At 67.6% G+C, this 13,483-nt stretch carries 9 protein-coding genes and 2 pseudogenes; 6 read left to right on the top strand and 5 right to left on the bottom strand.

Going from position 1 to position 13,483, the window contains the following annotated elements; translation table 11 throughout:
* The first annotated feature begins 71 nt into the window (after window positions 1–71).
* The 3 genes and pseudogenes from H5395_RS14860 to H5395_RS14870 form a co-directional block, all read left to right on the top strand.
* Window positions 72–290: a heavy-metal-associated domain-containing protein gene (locus H5395_RS14860; protein WP_090757158.1), complete on the top strand. Its 219-nt coding sequence runs from the start codon at window positions 72–74 to the stop codon at window positions 288–290.
* A 74-nt stretch (window positions 291–364) separates the two neighbouring features.
* Entirely contained in the window at window positions 365–2,284 is a 1,920-nt protein-coding gene (locus H5395_RS14865) for a cation-translocating P-type ATPase (protein ID WP_182793352.1), read from the top strand.
* A gap of 259 nt (window positions 2,285–2,543) precedes the next feature.
* Window positions 2,544–3,304: pseudogene (locus H5395_RS14870) on the top strand (cation diffusion facilitator family transporter); the annotation flags it as partial.
* On the opposite strand, the gene H5395_RS19075 reads toward H5395_RS14870, so the two are convergent.
* The 3 genes from H5395_RS19075 to H5395_RS14880 form a co-directional block, all read right to left on the bottom strand.
* Complete coding sequence (locus H5395_RS19075) at window positions 3,192–3,692, bottom strand: STAS domain-containing protein (protein WP_370576472.1); 501 nt, start codon at window positions 3,690–3,692, stop codon at window positions 3,192–3,194. The pseudogene H5395_RS14870 and the gene H5395_RS19075 overlap by 113 nt on opposite strands.
* A gap of 68 nt (window positions 3,693–3,760) precedes the next feature.
* The gene (locus tag H5395_RS14875) at window positions 3,761–4,837 is read right to left on the bottom strand and encodes an NAD(P)-dependent alcohol dehydrogenase (protein WP_182793353.1); all 1,077 of its coding nucleotides are present in this window, start codon (window positions 4,835–4,837) and stop codon (window positions 3,761–3,763) included.
* 209 nt (window positions 4,838–5,046) lie between these two features.
* Window positions 5,047–7,668 (bottom strand): cation-transporting P-type ATPase, encoded by a 2,622-nt coding sequence (locus tag H5395_RS14880; protein WP_182793358.1) that lies wholly within the window; start codon window positions 7,666–7,668, stop codon window positions 5,047–5,049.
* Between the two features lie 371 nt (window positions 7,669–8,039).
* On the opposite strand from H5395_RS14880, the gene H5395_RS14885 reads away from it, so the two are divergent.
* Window positions 8,040–8,879 (top strand): universal stress protein, encoded by an 840-nt coding sequence (locus H5395_RS14885; RefSeq protein WP_182793354.1) that lies wholly within the window; start codon window positions 8,040–8,042, stop codon window positions 8,877–8,879.
* A gap of 16 nt (window positions 8,880–8,895) precedes the next feature.
* Window positions 8,896–9,084, top strand: coding sequence for a hypothetical protein (locus H5395_RS14890; RefSeq protein ID WP_182793355.1), 189 nt, complete (start codon window positions 8,896–8,898; stop codon window positions 9,082–9,084).
* A 99-nt stretch (window positions 9,085–9,183) separates the two neighbouring features.
* Here the strand turns inward: H5395_RS14890 and H5395_RS14895 are convergent, their stop codons facing one another.
* Window positions 9,184–9,795 (bottom strand): Crp/Fnr family transcriptional regulator, encoded by a 612-nt coding sequence (locus tag H5395_RS14895; RefSeq protein WP_255440720.1) that lies wholly within the window; start codon window positions 9,793–9,795, stop codon window positions 9,184–9,186.
* 601 nt (window positions 9,796–10,396) lie between these two features.
* Here H5395_RS14895 and H5395_RS14900 point away from each other — a divergent pair.
* Window positions 10,397–11,971: a cation:proton antiporter gene (locus H5395_RS14900; RefSeq protein ID WP_182793356.1), complete on the top strand. Its 1,575-nt coding sequence runs from the start codon at window positions 10,397–10,399 to the stop codon at window positions 11,969–11,971.
* 242 nt (window positions 11,972–12,213) lie between these two features.
* On the opposite strand, the pseudogene H5395_RS14905 reads toward H5395_RS14900, so the two are convergent.
* Window positions 12,214–13,353: pseudogene (locus tag H5395_RS14905) on the bottom strand (ISNCY family transposase); the annotation flags it as partial.
* Between the last annotated feature and the right edge of the window lie 130 nt (window positions 13,354–13,483).

Raw genomic sequence — 13,483 nt, forward strand, 5'->3', positions numbered from 1 at the left:
GGATCAGGACAGCATACCTTCACGGGGCAAGCAATGGCGCCGTCCCGCGCCCTCAATGAAAGAAAACACCAATGACCAGGACCATCCTGCGCAGCGACGAGTTCTCCTGTCCCTCCTGCGTGACGAAGATCGAGAAGGCGCTGGCCGCGACTCCTGGCGTGACAAGCGCCGCGGTGCATTTCAACACCGGTCGGATCGAGGTCGAACATGACCCCGCAACCGCACCAGTCGATGTGCTGATCGGTGCCGTGCGCCAGGCCGGCTACCAGGCCCGGCCCTCGGCCTTCTGAGTTCTTTCCCGCATCCCATCCCTTCCTCCGCCCCGGCCGCAAGGCCGGAGCGGAGAGCAGAAAGGAGATTTCCCATGTGGGCTGACCTGAAGGCCAGGTTCTCGCACCCGGCTCGCCGGCGGCTGTGGCTGACGATCATCAGCGGCACCCTGATCGCTCTGGGCCTGCTGGCCCGCTACGCCCTCGGCAATACCGATCTGTGGTCGGCGGCGATGGTCACAGCGGCCCTGCTGGCCGGCGCCGACATCGCCGTCCGCGCGGTCCAGGCGCTGCGGATCAGGCACCTGAGTATCGAACTGCTGGTCACCGTCGCCGCCACCGGCGCGCTGGTCATTGGCGAATACTGGGAGGCAGCGGCGGTCACCTTCCTCTTCATCTTCGGTTCGTGGCTTGAGGCGCGAACCATGCGCCAGACCCGTGGGGCGCTGAAGGCGCTGATCGCCGCCGCACCCGCCACCGCTACCGTCCTGCGGGACGGCCAGCCCGTCGAGGTCGCCGCCAGCGCCGTCGAGCCGGGCGAGACCGTGCTGGTCAAGGCTGGCCAGCGTATCCCGGTGGACGGCGAGGTCACCTTTGGCAACGCCGCCGTCAGCGAGGCGGCAATCACCGGCGAGTCCATCCCCGCCGAAAAGACCCCCGGCAGCGCCGTCTTTACCGGCACCATTGCCGAGAACGGCATGCTGCGCATCCGCGCGACCAATATCGGCGCCGACACCACACTGGCCCGCATCGTCCAGCGCGTCGAGCAGGCGCAGGAGGAAAAGGCCCCTACCCAGCGCATGATCGAGCGGTTCGCACAGTGGTATACGCCCGCGATCATGGGGCTGGCGGTTCTGGCCTGGATCTTCACCCGCGACATCCGGCTCGCGCTGACGCTGCTGGTGGTCGCTTGCCCCGGCGCGCTGGTCATCTCGACGCCCGTTTCGATCGTGGCGGGGATCGGGCGGGCGGCACGTTCGGGCATCCTCATCAAGGGCGGGCAGCATCTCGAGGACGCCGGCCGCATCAGTGCCGTCGCGCTGGACAAGACCGGCACGCTGACCGAAGGGCGTCCGCGGCTGATGGAGATCGTGCCGCTGACCGGCCACGACCGTGACACGGTGCTGCGCCGCGCCGCCATCGCCGAGGCCGGCTCGGACCACCCGCTCGGTCGCCCGATCATCGAGGCCGCCAAGGCGCAGGGCGTCGTTCCCACGGCTGAGCACCTTGAGGAAATCGCCGGCATGGGGCTTGTCGCGATCCACGACGGCAACCGCATCGCTGCCGGCAACCGCCGCCTGATCGACCGGCTGGGCATTCCGGTGACGCCCGAGGCCGAGGCGGCACTGGCAGGCCTTCTGGACCGCGGCCATACCGTGGTGATGGTGGGCGTGGACGGACAACTCGCGGGCCTGCTGGGCCTTGCCGACCAGCCGCGCCCGAGTGCCGCGCCGATGATCGCCGGTCTGCGCGAGGCGGGGATCGACCGGATCGTCATGCTGACCGGCGACCAGCCGCAGGCGGCCCGCGCCATCGCCGCGCAGGTCGGCATCGACGAGGTTCACGCGGGTCTGTTGCCGGAACAGAAGCTCGAACTGATCCGCAAGATGCGAGCCGAGGGTAGCCACGTCGCCATGATCGGTGACGGCATCAACGACGCCCCGGCGCTCGCCGCCGCCGACACCAGCATTGCCATGGGTGCAGCCGGCAGCGACGTGGCCATCGAGACGGCCGACATCGCGCTCATGACAGGTGATCTGAAGCGGATCCCCGAGGCGGTGGTGATCTCGCGCGCCACGCTGCGGAACATGCGCCAGAACCTCGTGATCGCGCTGGCGACCGTGGCCGGGCTGATGGCAGGGGTGTTCTCGGGCCATGTGCACATGGCCGAAGGCATGCTGGTCCACCAACTCTCGGTGCTCATCGTCATCGCCAACGGCATGCGCCTGCTGCGGACCAACCGCAGCAGGTCGCGGGAACCAGCAGGAGGACTTCTACCCGCAGAAGCCGCCTGAGCCACGATGCGCCCCGCAGTTCAGATGCGGGGCGTCACTCCTGGCGAGCGCCGCGCAGGTCATGAATGACGGTGAAAGGGCTGCATCATAAGTTCCTGATGACATTGATCAGTTCGATGATCGCAAAACCTTTCGGCTATTACAGTCTACCGGATGTTCAATGCCTCTCCCCTTGTCGGTGGCCAATCTGGCCGGACGCGCCTACGCGGGCTCCTATGGCATCGCTGTCTTGGGAGTGGGTGATGAAGAGGCAGGAGAGATGAACCGCATTCAGACGATCGCTGCTGCCAGCATCTTCGTGGGCCTTCTGGTTCTCGGCCTCAAGTTCCTGGCTTGGCGGCTCACCGGCTCGATCGCGCTCTATTCGGATGCGCTTGAAAGCATCGTCAACGTCGTCACGGCCATCGTGGCCCTTCTGGCCGTCCGCACAAGCACAAAGCCCGCCGACGCGAACCACCCCTATGGTCATGGAAAGGTCGAATACTTCTCGGCGGTGACGACCGGGGTCTTCATCATCGTAGCGCCATGCTCATCCTGACCGAGGCATATCACGGCTTCCTGAGCCCCCGTGCCCTGGAAGCCGCACCGGAGGGACTTCTGGTGAACGGGCTGGCCGGCGCCATCAATGCCGCCTGGTGCTGGGTCCTGATCCACCAGGGCCGCCGGCTACGCTCGCCGGCTCTGGTCGCGGACGGGCGCCACCTGCTGACGGACGTGGTCTCCTCGGCAGGGGTGCTTCTTGGTGTCCTTCGGGCCACCGTCACGGGCTGGGCCGTTCTCGATCCGGCACTTGCGGCACTGGTCGCGCTCAACATCCTCTGGTCGGGGTGGCAGCTCATGCGCCAGTCGGTGGGCGGCCTCATGGACGTGGCCATCCCCGACGAGATGCTTGGCCGCATCCGCGACGTTATCTCGACAAATGCGGAAGGGGCGCTCGAGGCGCATGACCTGCGCACGCGGCATTCGGGGCCCATGACCTTCGTGGAGTTCCATCTCGTCGTGCCGGGCGACATGTCCATGCCCCGAGGTTGCGGCGCACCGTCTCGACAAGCTGCGCCTGTGCCTCACTGGCCCCCCGCAGGGCTAGCGGGCAATCCGGCAACCCCAGCCGGCGCTGCAGTTCCAGCAGCAGCCGGCCCCCGGCCGTGTCGAGGCGCCGTACCCGGCCGATATCCAGCGCCGCCGCGCCTGCGCCATCCCGGACAAGGCCCTCGATGTCGAGGCGGCCGACCGCAACCACCGACAGGTCGCCGCTGAAGGCCAGGACGCCTTCTCCGATCTCGACCCGGATCGGCTTTCCCGTGATCGTCGCCTCGCCCCGCGTCATCGGTCCCTGCCTGCCATGCCGCGACGGATCACCGCTGCGTGGTTCCTTGCGGCGATGTCGCGCTGACCCGAGTGCTTGCATCCCCGGCAGGCTTGTTCAAGGCCGCGCCCGCGATGGCGACCTGCGGAAGCGGCGCGCCTGAAACGGCGTCATGGCGTGATGGCGACCTTCAGCACCCCGTCGCGCTGGTTGGCGAAAAGCTCGTAGGCTTCCTCGATCTCGTCCAGGCTGAAGCGGTGCGTCACCAGCGGGCGCGTGTCCACCCGCCCCGAGGCGATGGCATCCATCAGGCGCCGCATCCGCTCCTTGCCGCCGGGGCAGAGGGTCGTCACGATCGTGTGGTCGCCCAAGCCGGCCAGGAAGGGGCCGAGGGGAATCGTCAGGTCGCCCGAGTAGACGCCCAGAGAGGACAGCCTGCCGCCCGGGCGGAGTACCCGCAGCGCGGCCTCGAAGGTTTCCTGCCGCCCGAGCGCCTCGATGGCGACATCGACGCCGCGCCCGTCGGTGAGGCGCATGATCTCGGCCACCGGATCGGCCGCCGTGAAGTCTATTACGTGGTCCGCCCCCATGCGGCGGGCCATCTCCATCCGGGCCGGCACGCTGTCCACGCCGATGATCGTCGTCGCCCCCATCAGCCGCGCGCCCGCCGTGGCGCAAAGCCCGATCGGGCCCTGCGCGAAGACCGCCACCGTGTCGCCGATGCGGATCTTCCCGCTTTCCGCCCCCGAAAACCCGGTCGACATGATGTCCGGGCACATCAGCACCTGCTCGTCGCTGAGACCGTCCGGCACCGGCGCGAGATTGGCCATCGCGTCGGGAACCAGCACGTATTCGGCCTGCGTACCGTCGATGGTGTTGCCGAACTTCCAGCCGCCCATCGGCTTCCAGCCGTGTCGCGTGCCGGGGCCGTCCTGAGCGTGGCAGCCGCAGAGCGCGGCGTGGCTGTGGCCCGAGGTGCAGATCGCCCCGGCGATCACGCGCTGCCCTTCCGCATAGCCCTGCACGGCCGAGCCGAGCTTCTCGATCACGCCCACCGGCTCATGGCCGATGGTCAGGCCCCGGGCGACGGGATATTCGCCCTTCAGGATATGGACGTCGGTGCCGCAGATCGTCGTTGTCGTGATCCGCACCAGCGCGTCGAGCGGGCCGACATCGGGCACCGGCTTCTCGTCGAGCACGATCCGGCCCGGTTCCACGAAGATGGCGGCCTTCATCCTTGCGGTCATGGTCTTTCTCTCCTTCGATCACGATCGTCCCGGGCGGAGGTCCTGCCGGCGACAAGGGCACGGCTGTCTCGCTCGGGCCTTCCGGTTCCTCCCCGAGGTTGGCCGCAGGAACGCCGCTTGGCGAGACAAAATGCGCTTGCGGGGGCATGATCCTCGTTCGGGACGATGGCAGGCGCCCAGCCTGCATCCCTGGAGGCGGCCCCGGCGCGTCATCGCTTCAACCCCAGCCTGATCTGCTTCTCGATCTCGATCAGGGCGAAGAAGGCCGCGCCCAGACCCACGATCAGCAGGCCGTCCGCGAGCGGGACGGGCTCGGTCCCCAGCACGGCCTGCAGAAGCGGCAGGTAGGTGACGGCAAACTGCGCGCCGGTGATGACGACCACCACCGTCCAGATCACGCGCGTGCCCCTGACTGCCTCCCAGGTCAGCGAGGTGCCGTGGATGTTGCGGATGAAGAAGAGGTGGGCGATCTCCAGCACCACCAGCGTGTTCATCGCAACGGTCTGAGCCAGCGCCAGGGGATAGCCGCGGTCGAGCGCATAGCTGAACATGCCGAAGACGGCGGCCAGGAACAGGAAGGCCACCAGAGCTACGTGCCAGACCAGCTCGCCCGACAGGATGGGCGCGTCGCGCCGCCGGGGCGGGCGGGACATGGTGCCGGCCTCGGTCGGCTCGAAGGCCAAGGCAAGGCCAAGGGTGATGCCGGTGATCAGGTTGACCCAGAGGATCTGCACCGCGGTCAGCGGTAGGGCGTAGCCGGCGACCAGGGCGGTGATGACCACCATCGCCTCGCCGGCATTGGTGGGCAGGGTCCAGCTGATGACTTTCTTGAGGTTGTCGTAGACCGTGCGCCCCTCGCGCACGGCGGCGGCGATGGTGGCGAAATTGTCGTCGGCGAGGACGAGGTCGGCGGCCTCCTTTGCGGCCTCGGACCCCTTGAGGCCCATCGCGATGCCCGCGTCGGCGCGCTTGAGCGCGGGCGCGTCGTTCACCCCGTCGCCGGTCATGGCCACCGACAGGCCGTTGGCCTGCAGCGCCGTCACCAGGCGCAGCTTGTCTTCGGGGCTGGTGCGGGCAAAGACGTCCACGCCCATCACCTCGAGTGCCAGCTGCGCGTCGTCGAGCTTGTCGAGATCCTGGCCGGTCAGCACGCGATGGGGGTTTTCCAGGCCGATCTGCGCGGCGATCGCGGCGGCGGTGCCGGCGTGGTCGCCGGTGATCATCTTGACCCGGATGCCCGCGGCCCGGCATTCGGCGACCGCGGCGATGGCCTCGGGGCGGGGCGGGTCGATCAGGCCGACAAGTCCGAGGAAGGTCAGCCCGCCGTCCAGCGCACCCGCGTCGATCCGGTCCACGGCCTCGGCCCGCTCGGCCAGGGCAAGGACGCGCAGCCCGCGCCGCGCCATCGCCTCGGCGCGGTCGTGCCAATGGGCGTGGTCGGTATCCCCGCACATCCGCAGCACCCGTTCCGGCGCGCCCTTCACATGGGTGACGCGCCCCTCGGGGCCGTCGGTCAGCACCGCCATGAAGCGGTGCCGGCTGTCGAAGGGGATGGCGTCCAGCCGAGGCGCGGCGATATCCGGTGCCACCTTACCGGCGAAGGCCAGCAGCGCGCCTTCCATCGGGTCGCCCTCGACGGACCAGAGGCCGTCCCGCTCGCGCAAGGTCGCGTCGTTGCACAGCGCCGCCGCCCGGCTCAGACGCCCGAGGTCCCCGGCGGCCGTGATCGCCCCCGCCGGCGCATAGCCGTCGCCCGCCACGGAGAAGCTGCCCTCGGGGGTTTCCACGGCGGCGACCACCATCTCGTTGCGCGTCAGCGTGCCGGTCTTGTCGGTGCAGATGACCGAAACCGAGCCGATCGCCTCGATCGCCGGCAGGCGGCGCACGATGGCGTGCCGCCGCGCCATTGCCTGCACGCCGATGGCCAGCGTGATCGTCATCACGGCTGGCAGGCCCTCGGGGATCGACGAGACGGCGATGGCGACCACCGTCATGAACAGGTCGGCAAAGGGCAGGTGGCCAACGAAATAACCGTAGGCGAGCAGCAGGGCCGCCGCGAGCAGGATCAGGAAGGACAGCCAGCGCGCGAAATGGTCCATCTGCGCCACCAGCGGCGTGGTCAGCTGCTCGACCGCGCCGAGAAGTCCGCCGATGCGGCCGATCTCGGTCCCCGCGCCGGTCGCTACCACCAGCCCGCGCGCGGTGCCCTGCGTGACCAGCGTGCCCGACCACAGCATCGGGCGGCGGTCGCCCAGGGGGGCGTCGAAGGCGACGGGGTCCACGTCCTTTTCCACCGGTACGGACTCGCCGGTCAGGATCGCCTCCTGCGCCGCGAGGCCGCGCGCCTCGATCACGCGCAGGTCGGCCGGCACCTTGTCGCCCGCCTCGAGCAGCACGATGTCGCCGGGCACGATCCCGGCCGCGTCCAGCGTGACCCGCTGCCCGTCGCGCAGCACTGCGGCATGCGGGGCCAGCATCTGCCGGATCGCCGTCATCGCCGCCTCGGCCTTGCCTTCCTGGACGAACCCGATCACCGCATTGGCCAGCACCACCGCCAGGATGACGCCGGTGTCGATCCAGTGCTGCATCGCCGCCGTCACCAGGGCCGCGGCGAGCAGCACATAGATCAGCACGTTGTGGAACTGCCCCAGGAAGCGCAGGACCGGCCCGCGGCGCCGGACCTCGGGCAGGCGGTTCGGCCCGTGGCGGGCCAGGCGCCGCGCGGCCTCGGGCCCGGTCAGCCCCCCGGGCCCGGATTCCAGCGCGAGAAGACAGGTGCGGCCGGGATGCGCGTGCGGATTCGTGAGCGCCGCCGTCAGGGAATGGTGCATCTCGTCGTCGCTCACGATCTCGCCTCCGCTTGAATGCCGGATGCCGGGGCCCCCATTGCGCACGGCGCATCCTGCGGGCGTCGGGCGCGAACGCGCCTTCCGCGATGCCCGGCCTGTCCTTGGGGCCGCCCGGAGGAGCTTGCCCAGCCCCGGGGCGAGGTCAAGACCGCGGCAGGCCGCGGCCGGAACCGGCGGCGATCCCACCGGAGCTTGCCGGCGATGGCCGGTCCAAGGCACCATGCCCCCATGCAGCAACCCGGCATCGATGGGGGTGAGGCAGGGATGGTCAGTCATTCTGGTAGATTGTCGCACAGGCGCGGCCCGCCTTTCCCTTCCTCCCACGATGTCCAAGACCGCATGGAGAAGCCGACATGACGCACAGCCGCATCGCCTATATGCCCCTGATCACCTATCCCGAAGCGATCGCCGATGACGCGACCCGCGCCGCCGTCGCCCTGGCGCGGCCCCTTGGATACGCGCTCAGCGTGACGACCTTCGCGATCGATCTTCCGCGCGTCTCCTCGGGCCTGGGCGACCTGCTGATCGACATCCCCGGACTTGTCCAGTCCGCCGAGGAGAAAAGCAGGGCCGAATGCCGCCGCCTCGAGCAGCTCGTCCTGGAAAGCGCCGCATCGCCCGCGGATGTCCATTGCACCGCGCGCAAGGTTCCCTGGGGGGCGGTGCCGGGCGATGCCGCCGAGCAGGCCCGGTATTTCGACCTCGCCCTGCTGCCCTGGGCCCCCGACACCGCCCCGGTCGAGGACATGGCCGAGGCGGTCGTCTTCGGCTCGGGCCGCCCGGCCGTCCTGGTGCCGCCCTCGGCCCGTCCCGCCGCGGTGGATCATCTCGCCATCGCCTGGGACGGCAGCCGGGTCGCCGCCCGCGCCCTTGGCGATGCGCTGCCGCTTCTGGCGGAAGGCGGCCAAGTCTCGGTCCTGACGGTCCGGGACGAAAAACCTTTGGGCGGGTCAGATCTTGCCGGTGCTCTTGCGTCATCGCTGGCAAAGCGGGGGCTCAACGCTAAGCCTGTTGAGACAACTCTCGGTAATAGAACTATCGCCGAGGCGTTGCAGGATACCGCCCTGTCAAACGGTGCGCAGCTTCTGGCAATGGGGGGATTTGGTCACTCCCGCATCCGCGATTTCGTTCTTGGCGGGGCGACAAGGGGGATTCTAACTCAGTTGCGGCTCCCAGTTCTACTATCGCATTGATTGGTGTTCGTGGGAGATGCCAGAACTTCGTGAGGAAGGCATCTGCACCTTCATCCAGGGAACCGTGCGGATCCTCAATTTGCCCGAGTTGTCCAACACAGGCCAGTATCGCTGGGACTATCTGTATCTCGGCGCCGATCTCGACCGGAAAATCCACGAAAGAGTGGCGAAGCCGCAAAGCTCGCCCGAGCACGCACCGGCGTGAGGCTGAGGCTCGGTGGTTGGGAGGTTATCTGCAGCAACCGTTTGAAGGATGCAGTGTGCTTGAGTTTGACCGGACAAGTTGCGCGGCACGCCACCTGCCTCAGGCCAAGCCTTCTGCCACCAGGTCGCGCAGATGCGCCACGTCCTTGATATGGACCATCGTGGCCTCGATCTGCACGCCATGATCGCGTAGCCGTGCAAAGGCCCGCGACAGGGTTTCGGGCTTCATTCCCAACCGGCCGGCGATCAGTGCCTTGTTGTAAGGCAGCGTTATAGGACTGTCGCCTTCGCCTTCCTCGTGAAGGTCCAGCAGGAACTCGGCCGCACGCTGCACGCTGGTGCAGGTCTTCAGCTCCTCGATATGGGCAACAAGCTGCTGCAGACGCAGGAAGGCCGGAGCCAGCATCGATGTGGCAAGCACCGGATCGGACTGCAGCAGACGGCGCACACGGCCCGCGTCCAGCCGCAGCAGCCGCGCCGGGCTGATCGCCTCGGCCGAGACCGGCCAGGGCTGGCCGCAAAGCGCTGCCGCCTCGCCGAAGCTCTGACCATCGCGCATGGCGCCGATCATCGCCTCGATCCCGCTGGCGGCAGTGCGGTAAAGCTTGATCCAGCCGTCCAGCACGACGAACAGCGCATCGGCAGGCTCGTCCTGCAGGAAGAGGATCTGGCCGGCGCCGAGGCCCTGCACCCGTGCACCCTTCAGCAGCATGGCCTCTGTGCCTTCGGGCAGGCTGGCGAGCAGGGCGGACCGGCGGGCCGTCTCAAGCTCGTCAGGCGTCAGAATGACCTGGGCAGAAGGCGAGCCGGTGTTGCACTTGCAGGGCCTTGCTGCGTCAAGAATGCAAGTCTTTGCTGGCTCAAGCCTGCACGGCCTTGCCTTGCAGCGGGACGGGGCCAGTCGGGCCAGACATTCCCTTGTCCTGCCGCAACTCAGCATGTGCGACCAAGCGTGTGGCCGTGTCTGTCGGATTGGGCTGGCGGATTGAAGATCAATCTCGGCCTGGCTCCCGTCTGCCCCTCGATGCCGAGTTCAACCCTGGTATGAAATGATTGTTCCGTCGAGGTCCCTGTCGCGGCTTTCAGGCCGGTGCGATCATGTGGACCACCAGGATCTCGCCGTCCTGCTCAACGGACGCACACTGCAGAGGCGGGCACGGGAACAGGGGCACTCCGCAGCAAAGACCGACGGCATTCTCTCCAAATCGCCGCGGATACGCTTCCTGGCTACCCGGGCGGGCAGGAGCCCGCAGCGCCATTGAGGCACGAAACCGCCGCCGCTATGCCAACCTCGAGCTGATCCGGAGGTCTGCATGTTCGAAGTCATCTGCGTCAGCTTTGCCTTCGTCTTCGGCCTTGCGGTGCGCCAGCTTGGCTTGCCGCCGATGGTCGGGTTCCTGGCGGCGGGGTTCGCGATCAATGCGCTGGGGCCCGTGCTGAGGCTGCCGGAGGCCACCGGCGACATCCTGGACTACCTGTCACACCTGGGTGTGCTGCTGCTGCTCTTCGCAGTCGGCATGAAGCTGCGGCTCCGGCAGATCGCGCAGCCGCAGGTGCTGGGCGGGGCGTTGCTGCATTTCGTGATCTCGATCGTCGTGGTGACGCCCGGACTGGTGCTGTTTCTTGGGATGGACCTGCGGACTGCGGCAATGCTGGCGGTCATGCTCGCCTTCTCCTCGACGGTGTTCTCGGCCAAGGTTCTGGAGGAAAAGCGTGACATCGGTGCCTTCTACGGGCGAACCGCAATTGGCATCCTCGTCCTTCAGGACATCATCGCGCTTGTGGTGCTGTCGATCTGGGGCGGGCAGGCGCCCTCGGTCTGGGCCCTGTATGTGCTCGCGCTGCCATTGCTGCGTCCGCTCCTGTTCCGGATACTGGATCTGACCGGCCAGGATGAGTTGCTGGTCCTGATGGGCATGTTGCTGGCGCTGGTGATCGGCGGCATGGGGTTCGAGTTCGTGGGCCTCAGCTCCGAGATCGGGGCGCTGGCCATGGGGCTGATGCTCTCCACCCACAAGCGCGCAAAGGAACTGACCGACGCGCTCTGGGGCCTGAAGGAGGCCTTCCTGGTCGGCTTCTTCCTGCAGATCGGGATGTCGGGCCTGCCGGATCAGGGCGATCTGGTTTTCGCCTTGGTCTTCATTGCGCTGCTGCCGCTGAAGGCGGGGCTGTTCTACCTGCTTCTCCTGCTGTTCCGCCTGAGGGCGCGCAGCGCGTTCCTGGCGGTGGTCAACCTGGCCACCTACAGCGAGCTGGCGCTGATCCTGACGGCCGACCTGGTGCCCGACAAGCTGGTGGCCATGGCGCTGCTGGTCAGCCTGTCATTCGTTACGGCCTCGCCTCTGAACCGCGTGGCGCAGGCGCTGTTCGACCGCTACGAAAGCCAGCTGCAACGCTTTCAGACGGCAAGGCACCACCGGGACGAGCTGCCGACGGACATGGGCAATGCCCGCATCCTGATCCTGGGCATGGGCCGGACCGGTTCGGCGGCCTATCAGTACCTGCTGCCGTTCGAGGACCGGTTGGTGGGGATCGACTCTGACATCTACAAGGTCGAGCCGCACCGGCAGGCGGGCCGCAACGTCCTGTGGGCCGATGTCGAGGATGCTGGCTTCTGGCGAGGGGTCAACATCGCGGGGCTGCACGCCGCGGTTCTGGCCATGGACGGCACCGAGGCAAAGGAGGCCGCGGCCTGGGCGCTGCGGTCCAAGGGGTTCGCGGGACCGATCATCTCGCATGTGCTGCATGAGCAGGACGTCGAGCGCCTGAAGGCGGCCGGCGCGACCCATCTCTATCTGACGATGAACCAAGCAGGCATGGCGCTGGCCGATCACACGGCGCGCGCCCTGGATCTGGAGGTGACGCCGTCCGAGCTGGGACGCAGCTAGTTTAGCGGCGCATGGGCCACCCCATTTGCTGTGAACCGCGCCGGTTTTGCCGGATGGACGCGCTGGCCGCGCTAACCCAAATGTGTTGTCACCAAGTTAATGTGTCGCTGTCGGGGCAATTTAGAAATGTCGCAGTTGGACGCGCCGGAGCATGGCCGGGTCGGGCGGAGACCTCCGCCATCGCAGCCCGGCCCGGCCATGCGGGGAAGCAGGGATCGCCGCGGCTCTGAGCGCCTTGACCCTCAGTCGGCTGCATGCCGCGCCTGAGCCTGCTCGGCCGCGCGCCGCTCCTGGCGCCTTTCCACCCAACCCTTGTTCCCACGCCTTGGCTTGCCGGTCGGTTCATAGCGGCTGCGCTGCTTGCCGACAGGACCGACCTCGGGCGGTGCGGCGTCCTGCTGCGCCTGGATGAAGGCCAGCACCTCGCCCAAGCGCTTGTTCTCGGTGATCGACGCGTGGGTGACGCGCTGCTGATGGTGATCATAGGCTCGATAAGGCAGAAGAATGCCTTTCCAGCGGATCTCGAGCCGGCCATCGGCAAAGGCATAGGTCTCGACGTACTGCCCGATCGCGCTGCGGGCGTGTTCGGTGTCGTCCAGGATGAACTGCTTGCGATCATAGTGAACGACGAGCTGCTTGCTCAGCTGACGCTGGTCGCGCAGGCACAGGATCTCGGACACCCTTGACGCTGGCATGTTCAGCGGTCGGTGCAGATCGTCAGGCCGGGCAGGGGACCGGGAGAAACGCAGGTTGTGACGCGCGATGAAGCCGGGAAGGAAGGCGTTGGCGACGGCCATGTCGCCGATACCCTCGAGCCGCAGTTCCTTGACCAGGCGGTCCTGCAGGGTGCGATTGGCGCGCTCGACCCGGCCCTTGGCCTGCGAGGAATTGGCGCAGAGAATCTCGATGTTCAGCTCGTTCAGCGCCCGGCCGAATTGCGTCATGCCATGGCCGCTGCGCGCCTCGGCCCGGTTCACCCGGAAGACGCTGTGCTTGTCCGAATAGAAAGCGACAGGTCGGCCGTGGTCCCGAAGGTAATCCTCCAGCGCCTTGAAATAAGCGAAGGTGGTCTCCGAAGGCACGAAGCGCATCTGCATGAGCCGGCCGGTCGCATCGTCAATGAAGACCAACAGCGTGCAGGCCGGAGCACGATCCTCGAACCAGCGATGCTCGGAGCCGTCGATCTGGACCAGTTCACCCAAGGCTTCGCGCCGCAGTCGCGGCTGGTGAACCCGCAGGCGTTGTGCGCGGCTCTGCCACAGGCCGGCCTCCATCATCCATTGGCGCAGCGTCTCGCTGGAAACCTGGATCCCATGGCGCTCGGCCAGTGTCTCGGCCGCCAGCGTCGGGCCGAAATCGGCATAGCTCTCGCGGACCACAGAGTGGACGCGTTACCCCAAATGCGACTTCGGCTCCCGTGAGAGTTTCTCTCGTCGGTGTCCGCGGCCGAGGATGTTGGCCCTGAACACCTCGGCGGGAGTGCGGAAGCCGAGACACTTGCGCGGGGTGGCG

Origin of the sequence: Paracoccus sp. MC1854 (assembly GCF_014164635.1) — a bacterium.
Taxonomy (GTDB): Bacteria; Pseudomonadota; Alphaproteobacteria; order Rhodobacterales; family Rhodobacteraceae; genus Paracoccus.